The organism is Caballeronia sp. PC1, assembly GCF_021353155.1.
Classification (GTDB): domain Bacteria; phylum Pseudomonadota; class Gammaproteobacteria; order Burkholderiales; family Burkholderiaceae; genus Caballeronia; species Caballeronia cordobensis.
Window position 1 is genome coordinate 20,744 of record NZ_JAJUBH010000004.1, and the last position, 25,675, is coordinate 46,418.

Annotated in this window: 18 protein-coding genes and 7 pseudogenes; 11 read left to right on the top strand and 14 right to left on the bottom strand. The window is 60.5% G+C overall.

Translation table 11 applies throughout. The annotated features are described in order from the left end of the window. Positions 1-136: 136 nt before the first annotated feature. Positions 137-397: a DUF5372 family protein gene (locus LY284_RS33235; RefSeq protein ID WP_144404197.1), complete on the bottom strand. Its 261-nt coding sequence runs from the start codon at positions 395-397 to the stop codon at positions 137-139. A gap of 53 nt (positions 398-450) precedes the next feature. On the opposite strand from LY284_RS33235, the pseudogene LY284_RS33240 reads away from it, so the two are divergent. From LY284_RS33240 to LY284_RS33285, 10 genes and pseudogenes are all read left to right on the top strand, one after another. Continuing rightward, positions 451-708: pseudogene (locus tag LY284_RS33240) on the top strand (IS21 family transposase); the annotation flags it as partial. A 701-nt stretch (positions 709-1,409) separates the two neighbouring features. Further along, complete coding sequence (locus LY284_RS33245; protein ID WP_233391159.1) at positions 1,410-2,102, top strand: tyrosine-type recombinase/integrase; 693 nt, start codon at positions 1,410-1,412, stop codon at positions 2,100-2,102. Then, entirely contained in the window at positions 2,099-3,040 is a 942-nt protein-coding gene (locus tag LY284_RS33250; protein ID WP_233391161.1) for a tyrosine-type recombinase/integrase, read from the top strand. The genes LY284_RS33245 and LY284_RS33250 overlap by 4 nt, the downstream gene beginning before the upstream one ends. Then, on the top strand, positions 3,037-4,041 hold the full coding sequence (locus LY284_RS33255; RefSeq protein WP_233391165.1) for a tyrosine-type recombinase/integrase: 1,005 nt from the start codon (positions 3,037-3,039) through the stop codon (positions 4,039-4,041). The genes LY284_RS33250 and LY284_RS33255 overlap by 4 nt, the downstream gene beginning before the upstream one ends. Before the next feature lie 114 nt (positions 4,042-4,155). Then, positions 4,156-4,683 (top strand): annotated as a pseudogene (locus LY284_RS33260) (IS21 family transposase); the annotation flags it as partial. A gap of 12 nt (positions 4,684-4,695) precedes the next feature. Then, positions 4,696-5,463, top strand: a complete 768-nt coding sequence (istB, locus tag LY284_RS33265) for an IS21-like element helper ATPase IstB (protein WP_014190255.1) — start codon at positions 4,696-4,698, stop codon at positions 5,461-5,463. 91 nt (positions 5,464-5,554) lie between these two features. Beyond that, a pseudogene (locus LY284_RS33270) lies at positions 5,555-6,709 on the top strand (IS1182 family transposase); the annotation flags it as partial. A gap of 66 nt (positions 6,710-6,775) precedes the next feature. Further along, a pseudogene (gene istA, locus LY284_RS33275) lies at positions 6,776-8,354 on the top strand (IS21 family transposase). A gap of 2 nt (positions 8,355-8,356) precedes the next feature. After that, on the top strand, positions 8,357-9,124 hold the full coding sequence (gene istB, locus LY284_RS33280; protein WP_233392055.1) for an IS21-like element helper ATPase IstB: 768 nt from the start codon (positions 8,357-8,359) through the stop codon (positions 9,122-9,124). Between the two features lie 223 nt (positions 9,125-9,347). Further along, positions 9,348-9,679: pseudogene (locus tag LY284_RS33285) on the top strand (MlrC C-terminal domain-containing protein); the annotation flags it as partial. 327 nt (positions 9,680-10,006) lie between these two features. Here the strand turns inward: LY284_RS33285 and LY284_RS33290 are convergent. Beyond that, complete coding sequence (locus LY284_RS33290; RefSeq protein ID WP_233391167.1) at positions 10,007-10,399, bottom strand: hypothetical protein; 393 nt, start codon at positions 10,397-10,399, stop codon at positions 10,007-10,009. 165 nt (positions 10,400-10,564) lie between these two features. Then, a pseudogene (locus LY284_RS33295) lies at positions 10,565-11,025 on the bottom strand (IS3 family transposase); the annotation flags it as partial. A gap of 31 nt (positions 11,026-11,056) precedes the next feature. Between LY284_RS33295 and LY284_RS33300 the strand changes: the two are divergent. After that, a pseudogene (locus tag LY284_RS33300) lies at positions 11,057-12,098 on the top strand (IS481 family transposase). Between the two features lie 579 nt (positions 12,099-12,677). Here the strand turns inward: LY284_RS33300 and LY284_RS33305 are convergent. The 11 genes from LY284_RS33305 to LY284_RS33355 all read right to left on the bottom strand — a co-directional run bounded on the left by LY284_RS33305 (position 12,678) and on the right by LY284_RS33355 (position 25,668). Continuing rightward, positions 12,678-13,988 (bottom strand): MFS transporter, encoded by a 1,311-nt coding sequence (locus LY284_RS33305; protein WP_233391168.1) that lies wholly within the window; start codon positions 13,986-13,988, stop codon positions 12,678-12,680. A 90-nt stretch (positions 13,989-14,078) separates the two neighbouring features. Then, the gene (locus LY284_RS33310) at positions 14,079-15,017 is read right to left on the bottom strand and encodes a TauD/TfdA family dioxygenase (RefSeq protein WP_233391170.1); all 939 of its coding nucleotides are present in this window, start codon (positions 15,015-15,017) and stop codon (positions 14,079-14,081) included. Between the two features lie 150 nt (positions 15,018-15,167). Beyond that, on the bottom strand, positions 15,168-15,878 hold the full coding sequence (locus LY284_RS33315; protein WP_233391172.1) for a GntR family transcriptional regulator: 711 nt from the start codon (positions 15,876-15,878) through the stop codon (positions 15,168-15,170). A 119-nt stretch (positions 15,879-15,997) separates the two neighbouring features. Then, the gene (locus LY284_RS33320; RefSeq protein ID WP_233391174.1) at positions 15,998-17,218 is read right to left on the bottom strand and encodes an alpha-hydroxy acid oxidase; all 1,221 of its coding nucleotides are present in this window, start codon (positions 17,216-17,218) and stop codon (positions 15,998-16,000) included. Between the two features lie 108 nt (positions 17,219-17,326). After that, the gene (locus LY284_RS33325) at positions 17,327-18,661 is read right to left on the bottom strand and encodes an MFS transporter (protein ID WP_255725293.1); all 1,335 of its coding nucleotides are present in this window, start codon (positions 18,659-18,661) and stop codon (positions 17,327-17,329) included. A 93-nt stretch (positions 18,662-18,754) separates the two neighbouring features. Then, positions 18,755-19,471, bottom strand: coding sequence for a ribonuclease activity regulator RraA (locus LY284_RS33330; protein ID WP_233392057.1), 717 nt, complete (start codon positions 19,469-19,471; stop codon positions 18,755-18,757). Between the two features lie 50 nt (positions 19,472-19,521). After that, positions 19,522-20,730 carry a porin gene (locus LY284_RS33335; protein ID WP_375294320.1) on the bottom strand — a complete coding sequence of 403 codons (1,209 nt, stop codon included), beginning with the start codon at positions 20,728-20,730 and terminating at the stop codon, positions 19,522-19,524. Between the two features lie 132 nt (positions 20,731-20,862). Next, complete coding sequence (locus LY284_RS33340; RefSeq protein WP_233391177.1) at positions 20,863-21,564, bottom strand: FadR/GntR family transcriptional regulator; 702 nt, start codon at positions 21,562-21,564, stop codon at positions 20,863-20,865. 499 nt (positions 21,565-22,063) lie between these two features. After that, a complete protein-coding gene (locus LY284_RS33345; RefSeq protein ID WP_233391180.1) occupies positions 22,064-22,993 on the bottom strand; it encodes a D-2-hydroxyacid dehydrogenase in 930 nt (309 codons plus the stop codon). Between the two features lie 17 nt (positions 22,994-23,010). After that, positions 23,011-23,685 (bottom strand): GntR family transcriptional regulator, encoded by a 675-nt coding sequence (locus tag LY284_RS33350; protein ID WP_233391182.1) that lies wholly within the window; start codon positions 23,683-23,685, stop codon positions 23,011-23,013. A gap of 69 nt (positions 23,686-23,754) precedes the next feature. Next, complete coding sequence (locus LY284_RS33355) at positions 23,755-25,668, bottom strand: TRAP transporter large permease subunit (protein ID WP_233391184.1); 1,914 nt, start codon at positions 25,666-25,668, stop codon at positions 23,755-23,757. Positions 25,669-25,675: the final 7 nt, after the last annotated feature.

Consider the following 25,675-nt stretch of genomic DNA (forward strand, 5'->3'; position numbering starts at 1 on the left):
CGCATTTATTTCAATGTCAAGGCCTGACCAGCCATGGAGTCTCAGCCATACTGCCGAAATAACAGTATGCGCGCCACCGTCGCCAAGCGTCTGAACAACAGACGCGGCGTTATTTACCTTACACTGCCGGCATAATTTATTTGACACGACCGAGGACCTCCGGCTTTAGGTCGTCGATCAGCGCGCGCAGCCTTCGGAGGTCCTCGACACGAAACTCGGAGCGTCCCGCTGCGGTCTGAGCGAACGCGTCCGGTTCGTCCACATCAGTCCATGAGGCCAGTATCGATACTAGCCGGCCATGTTCGTCATAGAACATCACACGATCCTCTCCCCAGTTCTGACGGCGAGTAGCCAGCTGGATCCGGGTACCGCGCAGGGGATGAAACGGATGGGTGATCTCGACCGTTACAGTCGCGCGACCGTCATCACGACAAGCAGTTGCTGACTTACGATAAGCCGAAGGTCGAAGTGGCGGTTCAGGTGGTCGAACGTTGGATCATGGCGCGCTTGCGTCATCGCCAGTTCGAGTCGGTCCAGTCGGTGGACGACGCGATCCGCCCGCTACTGAAGAACTTGAACGAGCGCCCATTTCAGAAACTGCCGGGATGCCGCGCCAGCGCGTTCACCGAATTAGACGCGCCGGCCCTACAGCCACTGCCGGTGCAGCCGTATGAGCTCGCGCGGTTCAAGGCAGTGACGGTCCACATCTTGTGTGGCGGAGCGATTTCTGTGGCCTCGGCGCTGATGAGCTGCTTCCAGCGGAGATCCTCGCAGTCTGAAGACCACAGAAGCAGGTCTCGATTTGAGGAGCAATATTACCTTTCCGCTTTTCTTGCGGAAGGAGGGCTCATCATGTTCGATCAACTTTTCAAGGACCCGGCTGCAGTTTCCCGTCACACCACCGCACCGCTCTACGGCGAGCGGGTTCGATACCTCGAGTACATGCAACGCCATTGGGCTTCACGCAAGACCTTAATTCGCAATGCAACGTACATGCTGCGGATAGGAGAGGCATTGAGATGGACGTTACCGGATTCCTTCACCGCTGCTCAACTTGGTAAGCTCGCAGATCGATGGCGTAACCGGCGAGCGACTAACCCTACCCGCACCGATGGGGAAGCATCCCGAACGGCGTATGTTTCGACAGCGACGAACTGGATGCGTTTTCTTGGACGACTGCAAGCGGTGACCAACGAGCAGCCTGGCTCGGAGCAGATCGCAGCCTACGCTCGCTTCATGCGCGACGAGCGTAACCTCTCCGCACTAACAATTCGAACGCGTAGCGGTCGCGCTTCCGAGTTTCTCCGGCTCGCTAATGCCGAGGGTTATGACATCTCTCGACTTGACTGGGAAGCCGTCGATCTCATTCTTGCCTCGAAGGAAGCCGCGATGGTCTGACACGCGCGTCGATGCAAACCTATGGCTACAACATTCGAAGTTTCATCCGCTATTTGGAAGAACACGGGCAATGCCGACCCGGTTTATCCTCGTCAATACAACCGCCGCGGGTATATCAAGGCGAGGCGCTACCTGCCGGTCCGGCTTGGCCGGAAGTCCTTCGTGTCCTTGAGAATCTCGAGGGGAACCGGCCCGGCGCGATTCGTGATCGCGCGATCTTGATGATGTTCGCGGTGTACGGATTGCGAGTGGCCGAAGTGCGCCGACTGTGTCTCGACGATTTTGACTGGCAGGAAGCGCTTTTTCGCGTGCACCGTTCCAAGCAAAGCCCACATGTTGCAGTGTTTCCACTGGCCGGCGACGTAGCGGATGCTCTTGCGAGGTATCTGCGCTTCGTTCGAGTGAAGTCTGATCGGCGGGAGCTGTTTCTCCAGCTGCGTAGTCCATATCAACCACTTGGCAGCAGCGCGATCTGGCAGATTGTGAATCGTCAGCTGAGGCCAATGGATCTGTTGATCAAACACAAGGGACCGCATTCCTTGCGGCATGCGTGTGCGACCCAGCTTCTCGGACGAGGTCTAACCATGAAGGAGATTGGAGATTTCCTCGGACATTGCCATCCCGCCACCACGGCGTTATACGCGAAGGTCGACATCGACGGCTTGCGCCAGGTGGCTGACGTTGATCTCGGGAGGTTTCTATGAAGCTCGCTGCTGCAATCTCACTGTATATGCAGGTTATCCGCGCCGGTGGATGCAAGGGCGATAGTATTCACGGCGTGCTCGTCTTGTTTGCCAAGTACGTGGGAAGTGAGCGGGAACTCAGTTCGATATCTCAGACGGAGGTTCGGGCATTCCTCGACGGGAATCTCCCGATCAGCCGATATTGGCATCGCAAGCATTCTGCTCTCGTGGGCTTTTTCCGCTTTGCGCTCGCACGCGGTTTGGTATCTGCCATTCCTCTACCTACCCGGACACCACGTTGCTATCAGGATTTCCAACCCTATGTGTATTCCGAGAACGACGTCGACCGACTGATCGCTGCGCTTGAGTGTGCACGCGCGACGCCGATTGAAGCACGCACCCTTCGAGTCCTCGTGCTGCTTTTATACGGGACCGGCTTACGATTGTGCGAAGCACTGAACCTATGCCTCGCAGATGTGGATCTGCCACAGCAGTTGCTCACGGTTCGCGACACGAAGTTTTACAAGACACGATGGGTTCCAATTGGAATGCAGCTCGTCCACATCCTGCAAGAATACATGGTGGCGGTTCACCCATCCGTCAGCGTCGAAGCTCGCGACGACATGCCACTGTTTGTCCGTCATGACGGTGGTCGGCCAACCGGGAGCGGCGTCCGGCGCGCATTTGCGAGGCTCAGGTCAAAGGCTGGCGTTCGGCGCAACGACGGCGCCCGGTATCAGCCGCGTTTGCACGATATGCGAGCAACGTTCGCTGTACATCGCTTGACCAGCTGGTATCAGCAAGGTGCCGACGTGCAGCGACTTCTTCCTCTGCTGTCAATCTATCTCGGACACGCGAGCATAGCGGCCACCCAGGTCTATCTGCCTATGTCTCCGGAACTTCTCGTGGAAGCGTCGAACCGACTCGGACGATACGTCGCGCTGGAGAGCCAGTCATGAACGATCTGAACCTGTTGGCCCCATGGATCAAACGCTTCCTGGCCGATTACCTTGTCACGGTAAGAAGTGTGGCGCGAAGCACGCAATTGAGCTACCGCGACACGCTGGCCAGGCTCATTCGCTACGCTGCGGGCGAACTACGAACGCGTCCTGACCTGCTGAAGATCGACGACATCAGCAGAGACCTGATCAATCGATTTCTCCCAACAACGACGGCCGGTAAAGCTTTGTGCGCGAGAACCGTCAACCAACGTCTCGCGGCCTTACATAGCTTCGCGCGATTCGTGGGCGAATACGGACCAGAGCACCTTGAATGGTCCGGGCGTGTCTTAGCGATCCCATTCCGTAAGTTCGCGCGCCCCGAGATTCCCTACCTTGAGAAACCTGAGATGGATGCGCTTCTTGCTGCTGCAGACTTACGAACGGCACAGGGAACGCGTGACCATGCGCTGCTGATGTTCCTGTACAACACTGGCGCGCGAGCGACAGAGGTCGCTCAAGTTAAGGTGCAGGATCTGCAATTGCAGTCGCGAGATGGCAACGGCAACGCGTTTGTCAGATTGCTTGGCAAAGGCAACAAGGTTCGATTGTGTCCCCTCTGGCCGCAAACGGCAGCGGAGATCTCGGCACTGATTGCCGGTCGGCCAGCGGACCAGTATGCTTTCTTGAACCGGCGTGGTACGTCGATTACTAGATTCGGAGTCCACTCCCTGGTGGAGCGCTGCGCGAAGCGCATCGAGACGAGGTTCCCTGCGGTCGGCGCGAAGCGGGTGAGCCCGCACACGATTCGCCATACAACGGCTACCTATCTCCTGCGCTCGGGTGTCGACATCAACACCATCCGCGCGTGGCTCGGCCATGTGTCGCTCAACACCACCAACATTTACGCACAAATCGACCTGGAGATGAAGTCGCGCGCCTTGGCGCAACTACAGCCATCCGGCGAGGCGCCGAGGCCCCGAATTGAATCCGACCTGCTGCGTTTCCTGCGCTCACTGTAACCGGATTTCTGTGGCCTCCAGACTGCGGGGATCTCCGCTGGAAGCAGCTCATCAGCGCCGAGGCCACAGAAATCGCTCCGCCACACAAGATGTGTTCTGTGGTCGACCACAGAACACATCGACTACCACATCGAGATCGATAAACATCGCTACAGCGTTCCTCACGCGCTTGTTGGACTCAAGCTCGATGCGCGCATCACAGCGGGTGCCGTCGAGTTGTTGCATCGCGGTCGCCGTGTGGCCAGCCATGCACGCAACGATCGCGTGGGAGGCTACACCACCGTCGTCGAGCACATGCCGGCGGCACACCGCGCCCATCTCGAATGGACTCCGCAGCGGCTTATCCACTGGGGTCAGCAGATTGGCGGCGCCACCGGCGCGCTCGTCGCGCGGCTTCTGCAGGAACAGCGCCATCCCGAGCACGGCTATCGGGCGTGCCTTGGCTTGCTCTCGCTCTCACGTCGCTATGGTCGCGACCGTCTCGAAGCGGCGTGCGCGTTGGCGCTCGAATTGGGTGTACATCGTTACCGCCACGTGCGCGACATCCTCATCAACAACCGCGACCGCGCGGCAGCGACCACGCCTGTCGAATGGGTCAGTCCGAGTCACGCGCATGTACGCGGCTCCAGCTACTACCAATAAAGAGAACCCGCCATGATGATGCATCAAACCTTGACGCAACTACGCACCCTCAAGTTGGATGGGTTCGCTGACGGATTGGAAGAGCAACTGACGCAGCCCGGCACGGCGGCTCTGAGCTTCGAGGAACGCCTGTCGTTGCTGGTCGACCGGGAAGCAAGTTGGCGCGATGATCGTCGCCGCACCCGACTGCTCAAGCAAGCGCGCCTGAAGTATCCGCAGGCCGCCATCGAAGATCTCGACACGCGCGCTGGTCGAGGCGTGGACCCACGTTCGCTCACGAGCCTGGCTCTCGGTGACTGGGTCGACTCGGGATACAGCCTGCTCATTAGCGGCCCAACCGGTGCCGGTAAATCATGGCTCGCTTGCGCACTCGCGCAGTATGCCTGCCGACGCGGGCACTCCGCGTTGTACCTGCGCGTTCCGCGTCTCGGCGAGGAACTGCGCGTCCTCCACGGCAACGGTGGCTTCACCAAATGGTTGCTGCAGGTCGCTCGCGTTGATGTTCTCCTGCTGGACGATTGGGGTATGGCTCCCCTCGACGCGATGGTTCGAAACGATTTGCTCGAGATGATTGATGACCGGTCTGCCGGTAAAGCCACGATCGTGACCAGCCAGCTACCAATCGAACACTGGCATGGCTGGATAGGCGACGAGACGATCGCCGACGCAATGCTAGATCGCCTTATGCAGCGACATCACCGCATCAAACTGACGGGCGAATCTCTGAGAAAACCATCTCCGAAACCCAGCGTGCTCGAACCAGAACTCGACCAAAACTAGCAAGGAAATCTACAATCGACACCGCGCAACGCCGACCGCGTCAAACGGTCACGTTCCCGAAATCGGCGGTCACGTTCGCCGAAATACGCAGCCAGACTTCAAGACCATCGCAGACTTTCGCCGCGACAACGGTCCGGCTATTCGCAGCGTGTGTCGCCGTTTCGTCGGGTTGTGCCGAGGGCTGAAGCTGCTCTCCGGCGATACAGTGGCCATCGATGGCAGTAAGTTCAAAGCTGTGAACAGTCGTGACCGGAACTACACAGAAGGCAAGATCGACAAGCGTCCGCAGCAAATCGAAGAAAGCGTGCAACGCTACCTCGACGCGATCGAAAGCGCAGACCGCACCAGCCCAACAGGTTTCGATGTGAAGACGGTGCGCTTGCACGAGAAGATCGCCCGCTTACGCCAACGGATGCGAGAGCTCGAGCAGATCCGAAAGCAGCTAAAAACCCAACCGGACAAACAGCTACCTCTCACAGATCCGGATTCACGCTCGATGACCAGCGGTGACAAAAGAACCGGAACAGTTGGCTACAACGTTCAGGTCGCCGTGGACGCGTAGCATCATCTGATCCTTGTACACGAAGTGACGAATGTCGGAGGCGATCACGGACAACTTAGCGGAATGGCGATTGCGGCAAGAAAGACGATGGGCAAGTCTCAATTGAAGGTTCTGGCCGATCGAGGTTATTTCAGCGGTCCGGATATCCGGGCGTGCGAACTGGCAGGTATCACGGCGTATGTCCCAAAGCCGCTCACATCAGCGTCAAGAAAGAAAGGCCTTTTCACCAAGCGCGACTTTATCTACGTTGCAAGGCACGATGAATATCGATGCCCCGCCGGCGAACGTGCGATTCGTCGATTCATGACAGTCGAACATGGCATGAATCTTCAAGTTTACTGGTCCAGCGCATGCCCGCATTGTCATTTAAAGGAGCGATGTTCGCCCAGCGACTATCGCCGCATCCGACGATGGGAGCACGAACACATACTCGAAGTCATGCAGCGACGGCTCGATCGGAAGCCAGATGCAATGACAATCCGACGAAGCACTGTCGAGCATGTTTTCGGCACGCTTAAGCAGTGGATGGGTGCGACACACTTTCTGACGCGGACGCTCAAGCCGGTGAGCACCGAGATGAGTCTTCAGGTGCTAGCCTACAACATCAAACGCCCCGATGGGCGGGCAAATTCCCCCACCTGTGGGCACCTCGAAATCCCCCACCTAGAGACACGCGGAGCATGATGCTGACGCGGTCTGGCAGGACGTTACCGTGCACCTCTCGAAGAATGAACAAGAGGGGTGGCTGGAGTGAACGTCTTGAAGCCGCATCTGCAAACAACCATCGCCACACTCGTCGCCGCGGGCAAATGTCAGCGGGAAATCGCCCGGGTTACCGGGGTTGATCGGAAGACGATTCGCAAGTACCAAGAGCAATTCGCAGCGGCGCAAGCAAATTCCCCCACGGTGCCCACCGGCTCCGCGCTGCAAATTCCTCCACCATGCCCACCGACAAAGGGCAGCCAGATATCAGCTTGCGAGCCTCACCGGGGGTTCATAGAGGCTCAGTTGTGGCTTCGGCGCAATGCCATGGCCATCTACCAGGATCTGGTGGACCGATTCGGCTTTGCCGCCGGATACGACAGCGTCAAGAGGTTCGTCCGGACAATGCGTCGGCACGAGCCGGCCCAGTTCGACCGGCTGGACTTCATGCCTGGCGAAGAGGCGCAGGTTGACTATGGCGAAGGCGCCCTGACCAGGGTGCCGGGCACCAACCGATACCGCAAGCCCCGGCTGTTCGTAATGACGCTGCGTTACTCGCGGCGCAGCTTCCGCCGCGTCGTGTGGAAGTCCAGCAAACAGGTCTGGGCTGAACTGCACGAGCAGGCCTGGCGTCACTTTGGTGGCGTCACGCAATACGTCGTTCTGGACAATCTGAAGGAAGGCGTAGTCAAACCGGACCTGTACGAGCCGGAGCTCAATCCAGTGTATGCCGCCATGCTCGCTCACTACGGCGTAGTGGCGGACCCAGCCCGCGTACGGGATCCGAATCGCAAGGGCACCGTCGAGAGCGCAATCCAGCACACCCAGGGCACGGCCCTGAAGGGGCGACGATTCGAATCGATCGAGGAGCAAAACGCCTTCCTTGATCAATGGGAATCGAACTGGGCGGCCAGAAGGATCCACGGCAGCACCCGCCGCCAGGTTCAGGCGATGTTCGAGGAAGAGCGCCCCCATCTGCGTGCCTTGCCCGCACGCGGCTTCGAATACTTCATCGACAAGGTCTACACGGTCTGCGACGACACATGCGTACGGGTGGATCACAGCAGTTACGCCGCCCGACCGGCTCCCATCGGCAGCCGGGTGCTCGTGCGCAAGTTTGCCCGTCGCCTGGAAGTCCGTAACCTCCAGACACAGGCATTGCTGCGCACGCACGTTCTGGCCGACAAGCCGGGATCGGTGGTGTTGCCGCAGGATGAGCGACCGTTCAATCCCTCTCGGGAAACGCGCCGCATCCTGTTGCAGGCAAAGGCGATCGGGCCGTCCGCCGAGCGTTTGTGTCAGCAACTGTTCGACACCGAAGGACGAATCGGTCAGCGCAAGCTCTGGGGGCATCGTCGGTCTCGTCCGTCGGTACCCCCGCCGCCTGATCGATTCGGCGTGCGAGATCGCCATGAGAGAAGGTGTGACCAGCTACAAGCAGGTCAAAGCGCTGACCGAGCGTCTGCTGGAGCAGGCGCTGGCTGACCTGGACACGCCCCTTCAGGGCGAACTGCCCTTGACTCAGGAACATCACCTCATCCGGGACGGCGACGACTATGCCGACCTGTTCACCCTCGGCGCCAGTCATAGCGCCGCCATGTCATCACCCAACGGAGATCTCCCTTGAGCATGAGCCTCGCTGAAATTGACCGCGCCCTGCGCGAACTGCGTCTGTCTGGCATCAGCGCGACGCTGGAAACCAGGGTGCTGCAAGCCCAGGCCAGCCAGCAGCCGTTCCTCGAAACCTTCTCCATGATTCTGCAGGACGAGCTCGATCGGCGGCAATCCAGGCTTCTCGAACGACGTTACCAGCAGTCCGGTCTGGACGAGCGAAAAACCTTGAGTGACTTCGACTGGTCCTTCAACCCCAAAGTACCTCGTCGGGCTTGCTTCGAGTTACACACCCTGAAGTTCGTCGCCGACAGCGACAACGCATTGCTGATAGGAAAAACGGGCACCGGCAAAAGCCACGTCGCCAAGGCCATCGCCTACAACGCCACCCTGCAGGGAATGAAGGTGCGCTACGTCGAGTCCGACACCGTGTTCGCCGGCTATGCTGTGGAAACACGGGCCGATCAGGACCGTCTGCTCAAGGCACTCGTTGAGCCCGAACTCCTCGTGCTTGACGATCTGTTCCTCGCCAAATGCATCCCTGATGCCGCAGCCGAACTGCTGCAGACCCTTGTTCACCAACGATACAAGCATCGCCGCAGCATTCTCGTCACATCCAACCGCATCGTCCAGGACTGGGGGCGCTACCTTCGCGACAGCACCATGGCCTCGACGATTCTTGACCGTCTCCTGCATCGCTCCAAACTACTCGAGTTTGAAGGAAAGAGTTATCGCCTCCGGGAAGCAGCGACCAGGCTTGCCGTCACTGAGGAATCCGACGCATAATCCACTGGTCCTGCCTGGGGGAATTTAGCCGCCCACAGGTGGAGGAGTTTGAACTGCCCATCTGGGTCAAACGCTTCATAAACATATTCGGAGTCGCGATAACCATGAGCGCGATGAAGATGGTCGGAAGCTAAGGCCCGAGGGGCCTGTCTTTTCGCATATGACGTTTGGATGATGGTCGTCAGGTTTACCGAAATACTCACGGCAGGCGAATGGAACTCGTCCGACTTACACCGGACAACACGCGTACATGGGTCGCGCGGCGGTGCTTGAAACGCCGACGGCCCGCATCCTCGTCACGGAGCGTACGCACGAACCGTGGGATCTAAGCATGTTCGAGAGCGTCGGTATCGATCCGCGTGCCGCCAAGTTCTTGATGTTCAAGTCGCGCATGTATTGCCGCCCTGTGTTTGTGCCGATTTCGGGTGGCCTCGTTGAATGCGATAGCCGTGGCGTCACGAGTTCCGACTACGGCCTTTTCTCGTTCAGAACTTGAAACGACCGGTCTATCCGCTGGATACGGGCATTGAATTGATCGGTTCAAGCGGGTGGTGACGCGGGATCAGATCGCCGCGTTCCAGGGCAACTTGCTGGGTTTCGGCCTGATTCGCCAGCTGTGAGCGTTAGCGGTCTAGAAGTCCGTGTGGTGTCGGAGGAGCACTTCGTCGTCGCGCGCTGACCCGCTTCGAGTGGACGGGCACACGTCGGAATGCTTTCCTTGGCGTGCCACCACGGGGAGGTCGGCCAAGGTCTGGGCTATGGTCACCGACCGCTTCACGATGCCAGGATCGGGGAGACCCGAATCATCAAATACGCTAGGATTGATGGTGTAAGTTGGCGCGACTCCCTCGCGGGGCCAGTGACCCTGGGCGCAAGGGCGGTTCAGAGCGGCACGTCCTCGATTAGATCCAGACACACGGCGCGGATCCTGCGATCGACGAAATAGCTTCCGCCCTCGGTATAGCGCAGATAGAGACGGCCACAGGACGAACATTTCCACAGGCCGCAGCGGTTGTACGGAAAGTAACGCGGCGCGATGGGCGCATCGGCCGCCCAGTAGGTGGTCCCGTTGGGAAGATATTCGGAGTAGGTCGGTTCGGGATCGTCTTCCGGCAGCAAGGTGCCGATCTCGCGGAACTGCGCTTCGTCGAGGGAAAGCGGCTGGGATTGCCAGCCGTCGAGCGGAGTCTTCGTGCATGTGCAAGCACCGGAGGCTTTGGCCTCCGCGCGTCGTGCGTGCTCGATCAGTGCTGCGGTGTTCAGATAGTCAGCCATGGCGGCGTGTCGTCGATGAAGCGAACGTTCAATCATGCGCGCGTCCGCCGTGTTTAAGCAAGCCGTACTAGTTGCTGCGATGAACGCCGCGAACGTGGCACATCGAGCGCACACTATGCTCGTTGATATGCGCCCGTATGAACGCATGCTTCGCCGTTATCCCTTCGCAAGGATTCTGAAGAAGGGTGCCGCGTGCTGGAACTTCTGGTTCGGGGCGGCTGCACGGAAATCTCGATTGATAAAATTCTCCAGCGCAGGGCTTATTTCCCCACGGTAGCAGCCGTAGCGACGTCGTCTGATCGAGGCTGCGATCAGACCTCCTGTTGCATCAAGCGTCGCACCAGTTTCTCCGAGATGAGCAGTCGGTGCCTTATCCGGGCTGCGCGGATTCAACGATAGCCGTAACAGAGGTGATTGCGCTCGAAGATGTCTGCGATGACGCGACGCGCACCCGCATGCCTATCAGCGACGAGCCAACGTGCACGGTAATAGCAGTAGGAACTGCGAGCAAGCCCCAAGACGGCTAAAATTCCGGAAGAAACGGTTTGTTTCAGGGCATCAGCCAGCATCGTCTTCTCCTGGTTGCTCAGGAGTTGCAGGTCGATTCCCATTCCTTTTTGTGTGATTCAGAGACATCGTTTCAACTAGAATGAAGCGATGGACCGCGAGATCGCAACACGATTACGGTGGGAATCGATGTATCACGAGACCGGCAACGCCGGTCTCGTATGCGCACGGTGTGGCTATCTCGAGACCGACACTTCGCAAGTGGTTACGACGCTATCAGGATGCTGGAGAAGAAGGTCTTCGTTCTCAAAGTCGCCGCCCTCTCAACAGTCCAAACCGGAAGGTCTCCGAGGCTGACCGGGCGACGATTCTACGACTGCGTTCCGAACACAAGGGAGCACGGCGGATCCAGAACGAGTTGCGACTCCGCGAGCAAAGAGACTTGTCCCTTGCAACCATTCACAAGGTGCTATGCGAAGCGTCTGTGAAGCCGTTGGTACGTTCCCGGCGGCCGGCACATCCCAAACGCTATAGCCGCCCGGTTCCTGGGGATCGGGTCCAGATGGACACAATGAAGATCGCGCGAGGCGTCTATCAGTACACGGCCATCGGCGACTGCTCGCGCTTCCGCGTACTGGCCGTCTATCCCCGCAGAAATGCCCGTAATACGCTGCTTTTTCTTGATCGCGTGATCGAGGAGATGCCGTTTCCTATCCAGCGTATCCAGACCGATAGGGGCGGCGAGTTCTTCGCCGAACCAGTGCAGCGGCGTTTGATGAGCGAGTGCATCAAATTCCGACCGATTCCGCCACGCTCGCCACACCTCAATGGCAAGGTCGAGCGCTCGCAGCTTGCTGACCTTAACGAATTCTGGTCCCACCATACTCCAACCGAGGATGCGATTGACCGGCGAATTGAGGAGTGGCAGTTCGAGTACAACTGGGGCCGCCCACACGGCTCACTCGGGGGCAAGACGCCGGTTGACCGAATCGCGGAAGTGAGCGAAATCACACCTCTCGCGGAGCAGGTGGAAAGCGCTTACGACGAGGAGAAAGAGCGAATCCGACATCGCGAATGGCGAGTCGACAAGATCCTTGCCCAGCATCATCGGCGCGCGCTTGATGTTGCGACTCCGGTAGAAGACGCGAAGTCTAGAACGCCAAGAAAAGCGGTCTTCAAGAAAGTGAAATGATGTCTGTGAATCGCACACATATGGACATTCCAATGCGCCATTGCACCGTGTCACTAGACGATAAGCCCGTCGTCATAGAAGGCCGCGCCATCGACGTCCACCTTGCGCGACATCCATGATAACCGTCTGCACCTATCTTCCTTCAAGTAATCGGTCGCGCTCGCGCCGATCAACTGTGCAGCTCGAGCGGGCTGGAATGGCAGTCAATGTCCATCTCACTGCGGGTTACGCTTCATCACGGCGAACCCGCCACGATCACGCCTACCGGTCTGAAGCCATAGCTGCGCACCGCGTCTTCGGACCACCTACGCAAACACCTTCGGCTGCGCGTCGGCAGGAGCATAGCCGCTGATCCGAGCGTTGCGGGACGAGTGAATTCCGCGGTGAGGCTCCCCTGTTGCCCAAGAAGGATCTCCAATATGATTCACCGTTGGCTTGCCAACTGGATGCATGGACATCTCTGAAAGTGTCGACAACAAGCATGAAAGGCGGGCCGCGTTTCCGTCCGACCGGCCGGCGAGGGAAAGCGACTGCATCCCGACTCTCGCGAACTCGACCCGGCGACCGGTCTTCGGGCAATCAATTCAGTCTCGAGAGAGCCAGGTTCGAAACGTCTGCCTCCGGCTCTTCGATCCGCCGGCGCACCACGAACATATAGACGATGGCGGCCCCGAACGCGACACCCGCGCTGATGAGAAACGCGTTGACGAAGGAATGCGTCGTGTCAACGACGACGCCCGTGATGAACGGCGCGAACGAACCACCGAAGTAGCCGCCGAAATTCTGGATGCTCGCCAGCGACGCGACCATGTGCCGTGGCGCGGCAACCGTTGCAAGCGCCCAGCACGCGCCGCTCGCCATGTTCACGAAGAACATTGCAGCGCAAAGGTAGACCATTGCCAACGTCAGATTCGGCGTGAACGCTGCGGGAACGGTGAAGAGGGCCGCGCCGACAAGACCCACGCAAATCGGCCATTTGCGGCTGCGCATGGGCGCCATGCCGCGCGCCATCAACCCGTCGGCGACGAAGCCGCTCGAAAGCATGCCGAGCGTGCCGAACAGGTACGGAATCGATACGAGCCACCCCGTGCTCGCTATCGACAGATGCCGCTCGTGTTCCAGGTACGCGGGTAGCCAGGTCAGATACAGCCACACCATGTAAATCACGCCCATGTTGCCGAAGATCATGCCCCACGTCGTCGCTTTGCTGAAGAGGCTGCGCCATTCGAGCATCGTCATGCGGCGCTCCGCCCGTTCGCCGCTTTCGCCGTCAGTGAGATAGGCGAGTTCGCGTGCGTCGAGCGGCATCGTGCGGCGGTCGCGATAAAGCAGATACCAGCCGATCGACACGACGATGCCCAGCACGCCCATGATGATGAACATCGCGCGCCAGCCAAACAGGAGCAGCAACATGGTCAGTACCGGAGGCGCGAGTGCGGGACCGATTGTGGACGACGTGATGAAAATGCCCGTCGGCCTGCCGCGCTCATGCACTCCGAACCATTCGCTGACGACCTTCGCGCCCGCCGGAAAGTTCGGCGACTCGCCAAGGCCGAGCGCCACGCGCGCAGCGAGAAACTGCGTCAAGCTCGACACGAGTCCGCCGCACAACTGGGCGGTCGACCAGACGAACATGCCGACGCCGAGCATGATCCGTGCGCCGAAGCGGTCCAGCAACACGCCGATAGGCAACTGCGCGAAAGCATAGGCAAAGGAAAACGCGGAGAGGAGCAACCCCATCTGCGAAGCAGACAAGCCCAGTTCCGCACTCACCGAATGATTCGCGATTGAAAGGGTGCTGCGGTCAAGATAATTCACGATGCCCGCGATCGTCAGCAACGCGATCGCCATGACCTGGATTCGCTTCAGGCGTGTCGATTTCTCGTGCATGGTGTCTCCTCCCGAGTTTTTATCCGAAGGCCGCGAGACGTTGCGGCCGTTATCGCTTATTCGCGACTGCAGGCGGTCAGGCGGCTGCGGTCAACGCGGGCGAGCCTGATTGATCACCACACGCGAATACGGACCGAGCACGGGGCCGTCGCCCGCCACGGTCGTACGGCGGAACACGCGGCGATACTTGCTCATGTCGTAGGCTTCGGCCTTGTGCAGCATGGTGCGGTTGTCCCATACGACGAGGTCGCCCTTTTCCCACTCGTGGAAATAGGTGAACTGCGGCTGCGAAATGTGTTCCACGAGTTTGCGATGCAGCGCGCGGGCTTCGTCCAATGGCAGACCGCTGATTTCGTTGCCGGCGTTTGCCGTCAGGTACAGCGACCGCTCGTAGTTGCGATCGGGATGTACACGAACGAGCGGGTGACTCACGGGCGGGACGGCTTCCTTCTCGAATTTCGTGAGAGGCGGGAGTTCGGGAAAGAGCCGCCGGCCGAATTCGTACGTATGAACCATATGCAGCGGCTCGATTTCGTCCTTGAGATCCTCCGGCAACGCGGCATACGCCGAGACCATGTTGGAAAAGCCTGTGCGTCCGCCCGGCGCGCCCTTCGGCATCACTTCGATTCCGTAAAGCAGAGAAACATACGCGGGCACATAGCGATACGAACTGTCCGTATGCCAGCGCGCGTTCACCTTCTGGAAAATCACGCGGAAATCGGTTTCCGGCAGGCTTTGACCGTCTGCGGCTACGTTCGCCACGTGATAGACCGATGGCGCCGATACGGTCTTGTCTTCCTCCGGGAAGTCTTCGAGCGGGCCCCACAGCTTCGAGAATTCGATCTGCTGCACTTCCGTGAGCGACTGCTTGCGAAAGCACAGCACGCCGTATGTCGCGATGGCTCGCTTCATTTCTGCGATCGTCTCGGGAAGAATCGGCTGCGCGAGATCGAGACCGGTCACTTCTGCGCCCAGCGCGTCCGCCAGCGGCGTAATGACGTAATCGGTATTGAGTTCGGCTTGCTCCATCGTCTTCGCTCCTTGGAAAAGTTTCGGTTCCCTTCTGGTATGTGACTGGCATGCCAGTAATGAGGCGATAGTAAGGCGCTTGTCGTGCAGCCTGCAACTGCGAGAAAACCCTATCTACGACGGGAGCTTAGGCCAGGCCGGGACGAGCGATCAGTCAAGGGGCAGCGGATGGGGGAGTGTCGACTGCGCGAAGGTGGTGAGATAGTCGATGAGGCGGTTCGAGGCGCGCCCGGCACGCGCCGGATCGCCGGAAGCAATCGCCTCGACGAGGTTGCAGTGCACCGGACCGATCTCTCCGAGCGGATTGTGCTGGTCGTGGTGATAGAACCAGAAGCGGCGGGAGACCGTGTGCAACGTCGAAGCGAGCGCGGCCGCCGTGGCGTTGCGCGCAGCCTTGGACAGCAATTGATTGAGTTCGGCGTCTAGCCGAAGGAATTCGCGCGTGTCGCCATCGGCGACCGACCGTTCCGTGCGCTCGAAGTTAGCCGCGAAAGCCTTACGCTCCAGGGCATTGGACCGCCTCGCCGCCGCCGAGCTGAGTAGCCGGTCGAGTTCGCGTCGCGTTTCGAGCACTTCGAACTGGCGGCGCACGTCGATGGTCGTCACAACCACGCCGCGCCGGGGAATGATCTCCACCAGGTATTCGCGCGCAAGCCGTTGCAGCGCCTCGCGTATCGGCGTGGTGCCGATGCCGAGTTGCCGGCTGAGAATGGCTTCAGATACGAGCGCGCCCGGCGCCAGTTCCAGCGTCACGATCATTTCCTCCAGACGCCGATAGGCTTCCTGGTTGAGCGTGGTCGCGGACTCTTGCCCAGGTGCCGTGGTCGTTGGGGTGCCTCTGACGTCCTTCAGGCGCTGCACGTGACGGTCTCCGGATGCCGTATTGAGCCAAGCTGGCAATATACCGCTTATTTGCGCGACCAGGTCCACGGCGCGTCGCTGCGCTCGCCGCTCTCGCCCGCGCGGGGGCTCGCATCCGATCAACGATACACGCCCGCGCTCAGCTCACCGGGCCCAAACCTCAACAGTCGCAGGAATTCTGGCCCGAGTTCGTCGAGACGATTCACGCCGAGCAATCCCATATCCGCATGAATCTCTGCCTTCACGAGACCGATGGCATGCTCGACCCCGTCTTGGCCGCCCACGCACGCCGCGTAGTTCATTGGCCGCCCGATGAAAGCGCATTTCGCACCGAGAGCGACAGCCTTCAATACGTCGGTGCCGCGTCGAAAGCCGCTGTCGATCATGAGCGGCATGTCCGGACACGCTTCCCCGATGGGAGCCAGCATGCGCATCGGCGAGACCGATCCGTCGAGTTGGCGGCCGCCATGGTTGGACACGATGATGCCGTCGGCGCCGAGGTTTCGCGCGGTCGCGGCATCGTCCGGATGCAGAATGCCTTTGATCACCAGCGGTCCCTTCCAGCGCGCGCGAATTTCGCGGATCGCATCCCAGTCCAGGTGCTCACGCCCGCTGAAATCCCGGTTGGCTCGACGCGAGAGCAACGGTTCGCCCCTTTGCGCCGAGGCATTTTCGAAATGCGGCATGCCATGACGAACCAACGTGCGCAGGAACGTGAAGAGCGACCAGGTCGGATGCGTCAGGCCGTCGCGCAAGAGCTGAAAGTTCGGCCTGAGCGGAGTCCTGAAGCCGTTGCGCATGTTGTTCTCCCGATTCGGCACGACCGACGAGTCCACCGTGACGACTAGCGTCGATACGTTGGCGGCGCTGACTCTCTCCACCAGCGCGCGCATCTCTTCGAGCGTTCTCGGCATGTAGACCTGAAACCATGTTCCCGGCGCGGCCTCGACGACTTCTTCGAGCCGGAGGAGCGACGCCGCGCTGAGAATCATGGGCACACCGCACGCGCGCGCCGCCTGCGCCTGTGCGAGGTCGCCCCGGTAGCCCGTCAACGAACTGATGCCCATTGGCGCAATGCCGATGGGCGACTCGTAACGCACGCCGAAGAGTTCGATCGACTGGCTTCGCTGCGCCACGTTGCGCAGTACGCGCGGGACGAAGCCGAGTTCGTTGAAAGCCGCGCGGTTGTCCGCGAGGGACGCATTGTCTTCCGTCGCGCCCGCGACGTAACCGAAAAGAGGGCGCGGCAGCCTTCGCCTGGCCGCTGCTTCGAAATCGGCGAGCGACAGGAAGCCGCGCATTTGCCGGGAGACGCTTTTGGATTGCCTGATTGTGATCATGCCGCGCAACGACCTTCCATTTTCCAGTGGTCCCCGCGCTCGTCGGTCTTCGTCACGAGCGCGCAGACCGTTTTCATACGCCCCAGGAGGGCAGGCTTTTGAGCAAAATCAGCGCGTGGCGGTGACCGCATCGTTGCCGTCGCGTCCCGCCAGACCGAGACGGAACCACACGACCAGCGCCCCGGCTCCGAGCAACAGCAGGCTGATGGCCGGCACGAGCATCGGTGCTGATGTACTGTGCATCGTCTTGCCGACCCACGGCATGATGTTTTGCGCCAGGAAGCCGCCGACGCTGGAGCCCGCTGCAATGACCGCGAGCGCCGCGGCGCCGCCCGCGCCCTTCATGAACGATGCAGGCAAGAGCCGCGGCGGCAGCGCCCAGAAGCACGGGATCATCAGATACAGGCACGGTGCGCCGGCCGAAAGCGCCGCGAAACGGACCGCATTCGAAAACGGCCCGACGCTCGCGATGAAGCAAAGGATGCCGAGGAACGCGGCAGCCAACGCGGCCGTCAGCACGGTGCGAGGCGTGCGCAAGCGGCGCGGCAGCCACAGCAGCATCAGTGATGTGAGGAACCACGGAATCATGTTGAGCATGCCGTTGACACTGCTCGATACGCCAAAGCCCCGGACAAGGGTAGGGAGCCAGTAGGCGATACCGTAAATCGCAATCGAGATCGTGCCATAGCCAATCGAAAAGAGCGCCACGGTCAAGAGTGAACCGAATGACCAGGCGCCGCCCGTCGTCTGAACCGGCGCCGGATCACGGCGCAGACTGTCCTCGATGACTTCCATCTCGCGCTCGGAAAGAAAGCGCGCCGAGCGCGGGTTGTCCGGCAGGAAGTACAAGGAGACGAAAGTCAGCAACACGGCGGGCGTGCCCGTTGTGAGAAACACCCACTGCCAGCCTTCGAGGCCGAGCCATCCGTGCAGTTCGAGCGAGAAGCCGCCGATCAGCGAGCCGAGCATATTGCCCATGCTGCTGCCAAGCGTGAGCAATCCGATGATGCCCGTGCGCTGGCGCTCCGGGAACCACATGCCGAGATAAAGAATGATGCCGGGGTAAAGCCCCGCTTCGGCCGCGCCCAACAGGAAGCGCAGCACCTGGAACGCAGTTTCGGACGGCGTCCACGCGAGCAGCAGTGTCGCGACGCCCCACGTGAACATGATGCGCGAAATCCAGCGGCGGGCGCCATAGCGATGCATCGCCAGATTGCTCGGCACCTCGCACAACAGATAGCCGATGAAAAACAGCGACGAAGCGAACCCATACGATGCCTCGCTCATATGCAGGCTCGTGAGCATCTGCAATTTGGCGAAGCCGATGTTTGCGCGGTCGATATAGGCGGTGAGAAAGATCGCGATGAGAAGCGGCACGAGCCGCCACGCCACGCGCGTGAAAAGTTGAGCTTCCGCACTACGGTTTGTCACTATGGTCTCCATGCCCGGCGGCTTTCTCCGCTCGCCGTGGCGCTCAAGGATATTGCAGTTGCGCCGCGCACCGAAGGCGTCGCGCAACTGTTTCGGCTTTGCCGCCTAGTTGCTGCTGTTTGCTTGCCAGGCCTCGAACTCTGCTCGCGTCGACTCATCGGGCGGATAGAGGCCAAAGGTGGAACGGCCTTCGCGCACGCGCGCATCGACCCAATCCTCGAAAAGCGTCATCGCGGCCGCTTCCTCGGCGATTTCGTTCGCCAGATGCGCTGGGATCACGACGACGCCTTCCGCATCGCCGACGACGATATCGCCGGGATACACGGCGACATCGCCGCACGCGATCGGCACGTTCAGATCGACAGCGTGGTGGTGTATCAGATTCGTCGGCGCGGACGGACGGGCCGCATGGCACGGGAAGTCGAGCGAGCCCAGATCCGGCGTGTCGCGAAATCCACCGTCGGTGACGATTCCGGCGACGCCGCGCATCTTCATTCGTGTGATGAGGATGCCGCCCGCAGAAGCGGCGCGCGGGTCCTTGCGGGAATCGACGACCATGACGTGCCCGGCCGGAATTTCTTCGACGCCGCGCCGCTGGGGGTGACTGCGATCGTTAAAGACGGAAAGGGTGTCGAGGTCCTCGCGCGCCGGGATATAACGAAGCGTGAACGCCTCGCCGACCATCCGGGCGGCCGCTGGATTGACGGGTAGCACGCCCTGGATGCAGACGTTGCGCAGGCCCCGCTTGAAAAGTGCAGTGGTCAAGGTCGCCGTGCTGACGCCACGAAGGCGCGCGCGGTTCTCGTCGGTGAGCGAACGGATGGTATTCAATGGAAGCGTCCTGTTGAAGATGAAGCGAGTGTGGCGACTCGTTAGAACTTGTGGCGCACGGCGAAGCGAACGGCCGCCTGCTGGTCCGACGACGACGGCGTGAGGCCGTTGAGCGACGCGCGCGCCGCATGGCCGGTCGAGTCGGTGCCCGACGCGTGCTGCAAGACGCCGATCAGATAGAAGTCGGTCCGCTTGGAGACCGCGTAGTCCGCAGCGAGTGCGCCCTGGTGATATCTGGCGTCATGTGCGCCGCTGTTCTTCGTGTAGCTGTAGGCGGCACCGAGCGACAGCGCCGGCGTCAATTGATATTGGAAGTCGAGCTCGGCGCTGTTGAAGGTCGCCGTGCCGCTGGCTCCTGCGGGGTTCAGGATGGATACGGTGCCGCTCAGGTTCTTGAACCGGGTGTTGGAGTAGATGGCCCCTAGCGTCGCACGGCCGATCGCGTAGGTCGCGCCGGCGCCAATGATCTGCTCGGTTTGCGCCGACGCATAACCACTGATCACGGGCGAACTGCCGAAGTTGTTGCTCGTGGCCGTGGCGCCGACCGCCGTGCCGAAAAACGAAGCATTGGGGTTGCGCGCATTGAGGTAACCCGCGCCGACGTTGAGCGAACCGCTCGAATAGCCGACGCCCATCGACCAGATCTGATTCGCGCCGACGCTACCGGGAACACCGCCGAAGCTATAAAGCCCTTCGGCCGAAAAACCGTTCCAGTTGACGGTGCGATATTTGACCGCATTGTTTACCCGGTTCGCGTTGTTCAGGTTGTCGACATCAGCCGGATGCGCGCCGATGCTTCCTGAGAACATCGCGCTCGGCATCAGCGCATGCACATAATCGACGACCGGATCGTACTGGCGGCCGAGGGTAACCGATCCGAACTTCGTGGACAATCCGACATAAGCCTGACGGCCAAATTCCAGTGAGCCTTGGCCCATCCTGCCGTTGTTCACGTCAAAACCGTTCTCCAGCACGAAGATCGCTTTCAACCCGCCGCCGATGTCCTCCACGCCGCGCAGCCCCCAGCGACTGCCGCTGAGTATGCCGCTGGAGAGGCTATACAGGTTATGGCCGTTGCCCGGGCTCGTTTGCACGTTGCTCGTGTAGTTCACGCCTTCGTCGACGATGCCGTATAGCGTCACGCTGCTTTGCGCATGCGCCTTGCCGGCCGCCGTCAAGGCGCATGCTGCGGCGAGCCCCGCCAATGGAAGGTGTTTAAGGTAGGCGCGAACTTGGACTTGCTGTTTCACTCAATGTCTCCAGTTTGTAATTGCTTCGTATCGGAAGAATGGATGTAGCGTGAATTAGTCAGAACATCAGGTTGTCAGACAAAGTGCAGCAAAAAGACGGCGGCGCCCTTGTTGCCTTTGGGCGCCGGCGATTCAGTCGTTGCTAGTCAGGTCGATGCCTTGACGCTTGGCCGCCGCGCGCAGATGGCGCTCGGCCGAGGCGGCTGCCTCAATGCAATCGCCGCGTTCGATGGCGTCGAACAGTTCACCGTGCTCGCGCCAGGCGAAGTCGCCTGCGTGGTGAGCCGTCTTTTCCCACTGCGCGCGCCGCGCTATTGCGAGTTGGCTATGCAGGAAGTCGTGGAACGCGACAAAGTACTCGTTCTTCGTCGCCGCCGCGATTGCGCGATGAAAGGCGACATCCGCCGCCGACGCCGCTTTGGAATCGTTGCGTTTCTTTTCCATTTCGCGGATCGCGTCACTCATATGCTTCAGGTCGGCGCGAGTACGGCGTCGCGCGGCGGCGGTAGCTGCCTGTGTTTCCATCCACAGACGAAGCTCGAACAATTGCGGAAGATCGATCCGGTTGCCTTCGTGGCTGGGAAGGCGAAAGACCGTGCCTGAAGGTGTGTCCGAGATGAACGATCCGGCACCCCGGCGCGCAATCAGCACCCCATCGGACTTCAACTGAGCAATCGCCTCGCGGACAACCGATCGGCTGACATTGAGCCGCTCCGAGAGTTGCTGCTCGGTCGGCAAGCGAGATTCCGCCGGGAAGTTGCCCGCCTCGATCTCCGCGCGGATTGCTCCTACTACCCGCTGCACCAGCGAGTCAGGTCTTTCAAGCTCAAGCATTGCGTCGACGATTAATCAGGTTGTCCGACAATAACACGTCGCGAGCGGTGCGTCAACGTGACCTGTCGTGCTCCACTTTCAACTGCATTCGGCGTTCAAGTTGAATACTGCAGCATTGTTCGACGTGCCCGTGCAGCTTGTTTGGGCGTCAGATATCCGAGTGACTTGCGGGTTCGCTCGGCGTCGTATAGATTGCACGACTTGCTCAAGCTCCTCGGATAGCATTTCTGATTCAGGGCCAGCGTGTTGGCGGCGCCCGCGCTCGACAACAGCGATCCGTTCTCGCTTCCTCTTGCGCACACTTAGCCCTGACCTGACGTACGGACGCCAGACGCTTCTGGTTCGTCAACCGGCTATCAACGCTGCCAGCGATGAAAGCGGCAACGCCGTAGCGGCGCTTCTGCGCCACGATGGACACCATCCGCCTCACCGGTGCCCTTTCAGCCGACGACGCGGAGCAGTTCCAAGAGGGGCAACACCAGCTCTTCGAGTTTCGCTCTCAGCGCCGCGCGTAATGCTGTTCGATGCCTTGCGCGAGCTGTGTGACGAGCCGCTGCATCGCCACCTGAGTCCGCCATGCGACATGTGGCGTCACGATCAGATCCGTACGCGCGCAGGTCAACAGCGGATGATCGATCGCTGGCGGCTCCTGCTCAAGGACGTCGAGCGCGGCATTCGCGATCAGCTTGCGGTCGAGCGCCTCGATCAGCGCCCCCTCGTTCACGATGCCGCCGCGCGCGGCGTTCACGAGCGACGCGCTGCGCTTCATTCGCTCGAATTCGGCGAGACCGAACAGATGCCGCGTTTCGTCGGTAAGCGGGCAGTGCAGGCTGATCACATCCGCTTCGCGCAGCACCTCATCGAAAGCAGCGTACCCTTCGCGCACCACGGTGGCGTGCCTTCGCTCGGCGAAGATCACACGCATGCCGAACGCGCCGGCCAATTCGGCTAGTCGCTTTCCGCCGTGACCGGCGCCGACGATGCCGAGCGTCGAACCATGCAGATCCTCGATCGGATGCAGTTCAGCGTAGAAAGTGGGCGACCCACTCCAGGCCCCACCATAGACGTCGCGCCAGTAAGGAACGAGGTTGCGGCGCAGCGCGAGCATCAGTGCGAACGCGTGCTCTGGCACGGAGATCGTCGAATATCCCGGACACGCGATTACTTCGATGCCCCGTTGGCGGCATGTTTCCATATCCAGATGATTGACGCCTGCGGCCGGGACACCAATCACTTCCAGTTGCGGCAATTGCGCGAGGACTTCGCCCGGCAGCGGCACTTTGTTGGTCACGACGATCTGCGCGTCGCGGCAGCGCTCTACCACCTGTCCCGGCGTGCTGGACGAATATTCGACCCAGCGATGTGGAAACGGAAAATCGGGTAGATCAGCCGACAGCGTCGCGCGGTCCAGAAACACAATGGTTTTCAACAGCGACTCCAAGCTCATTAACGTTCGGGCGGGCTCGTGGACACGGTGTCGAGCATGCGCTTCTTCCCCGTCTGCACGTGATTCTCGAAAGCCTGTGCAGCCGCGTCGGCATGACCCGCACGCAGCGCTTCGAAGAGCTCGCGGTGTTCTTTCGAGGAACGCTGCATTTGCGTGAACGAATACACGCCCTTGTGAATGTAAAGTGTCAGTTCGTCTTCGACGGCCTGGTTAATCGTGATCAGCCGCGGATTCTTGGTCACGGCCATTAATTGACGATGAAACTCGGTGTTCAGGGTTTGATACAGATGGCTGCTGCGCTCGGCAACGGCGGAATCCATCTGGTCAATAAGAAGGCTTAGCACCTGCTCCTCGTCCGTGGTCAGACGCAGCGCCGCGAGACGTCCCGCCGTGCGCGCGAGCCCCGCTCGAATCTCGTAGAGATCCATGGCCTCTTCGAGCGATAGCCGCCGAACTTCGGCACCCCGATTGGGGACGATTCGCACGAGTCCTGCCTGTTCGAGCGAGCGCAGGGCCTCGCGCGCCGAATTGCGGCCGACGCCGATCTGGTTTGCGAGTGCTTGCTCATTCACACGTTCACCGGGGCGCAAGTCCCCGCGCTGAATCATGCTGCGCACCTGTTCGCGAATGTCGTCGAGCTTCGACGCAATCACCTCAGGCGCGCGCGCGTTCACCTTGCCGTTCGCTTCACTGTTGGACGCGTTTTTCATGTCCGTTGCCCTTTGTGCGCCATTCAATACTTTTTATTTTGCTTGCAGAAAACCTGTCGATACCCACGGTACCAGCACTATCACGATGAGGGCCGCTGCCAAAGCTCCCAGATAAGGCCAGACGCGGCGCATCGCGGTCGACGGATCGACCTTGCTCACCGCGCACGCCGCATAGAAGCCGAGGCCAAGCGGTGGCGCGAACAGGCCCAGTCCCATGGCGAATACCACGACCATTGCATAGTGCACGTCGGAGATACCCATCGCGCGCGCAATCGGGAACAGGAGCGGACCGAACAGTACGATCGCGGGAATTCCTTCCAAAAAGCTGCCGAGCATCACGAATGTAACGGCGGAGATTGCCAGGAAGCCGAGCGAGCCCCCAGGCGCTGCCATCATCAGGCTCGCGAGTTGCGCGGAAAATCCTGACTGCGTGAGGGCCCATCCCATCGCGGTTGCGCAACCGATGATAATCAGTATCGCGCCGGACAGCGAGGCCGACTCCACCAGAATAGGATAGAGCCGGCTCCAGTCGAAGCGGCGGTACAGTAACAAGCCCGCCGCGCAGGTGTAGGCGACGCCGATCGTCGCCACTTCCGTCGCGGTCGCGATCCCTTCGACCACTGCGGCTCGGATCACGAAGGGCAGCGCGAGGGCAGGTAGCGAGACCAGAAATGCGCGGCCGATCTCAACTCGGGAGGCCCGTTGCACGCCTTGCAGGATTTCCCCGCGGCTTTTGAACCAGACGACTGCCGCCAGCGCTACCGCGCCGACCACGGCCGGCATGAAGCCGCCTGTGAATAGCGCTGCAATCGAAACGCCGGTGACCGAACCAATGGTGATCAGCACCAGACTCGGCGGAATGGTTTCGGACATGGCCGCCGAGGAACTGAGCATTGCGACGAGGTCGCCTTCATTCGCGCCGCGCTTTTTCATTTCCGGGAACAGGCCCGGCGCGAGCGCGGCCATATCCGCCACCTTCGAACCGGAGATGCCCGACACCAGGTACATGGCGCCAATCAGCACGTAGGCGAGGCCGCCGCGCTTATGTCCGATCAGCGAGGCGAGGAAGCGGATCATCGCTTCGGCGAGCCCCATCGCCTCCATCAACGCACCGAGCAGGATAAAGAGCGGGACGGCGAGCAGGATCAGGCTGGACATCCCCTGATTCATGGTGCTCACGACGATCGACAATGGAGCGCCAGTGACGGTTGCCAAATAAGCAAACGTGCATACGCCAAAGGCGACCATGATGGGCACGCCGAGACAGATGATCGTAATCACGCCGACGGCGAAGAAAAGAATCAGGCTGACTGCGGTCAGTGGCGCGAGTGCTTGCCGTGCAAAGTAGAGGGCAACAGCGACCCCGCCTACCAGCGCGACAGCCTTCACGCAATCGCGCAGCGACGAGCGTTCGAGCAACCGGGTAATGGCGAGGACGAGCATCAGGCCGGCGGCCACGGGAATCGCGGCTGCGGAAACGGTGTTTGGCAGATCCAGCGCCGGCGTACTGATGATCCACTCGTCCATCGCCCACTCGGACGCCGGCCGCACCAGCAGCAGTACGAACGTCATCACGATGAAATTTCCAAGCGTTTCCGCAAACGCGCGGCGTTGCGGCGACATTCTGGCGACGAATATCGTCAGGCGCATATGTTCGCCGCGCCGCAACGCCACCACCGCGCCGAGCATCGACAGCCAGATGAACAGGATCGACGCGAGTTCGTCGCCCCAGATCAACGGATCCCGCAGCACGTAGCGGCAGGTAACGTTCGTGAGCAACAGCACGACCTCGGCCACCAGCAGCAACGCGGCGGGCACTTCGGTGATCCACTTGATGGCCGTTTCCAGTGCGCTGCCGACGCGCACGACTTTCGATGTCGCATGTCGGTCTTTCGGCGCGCCGACCTTGTGGGCGAATACCTGCTCGGGATGAACTCGGGAAGTCATGGCTCGC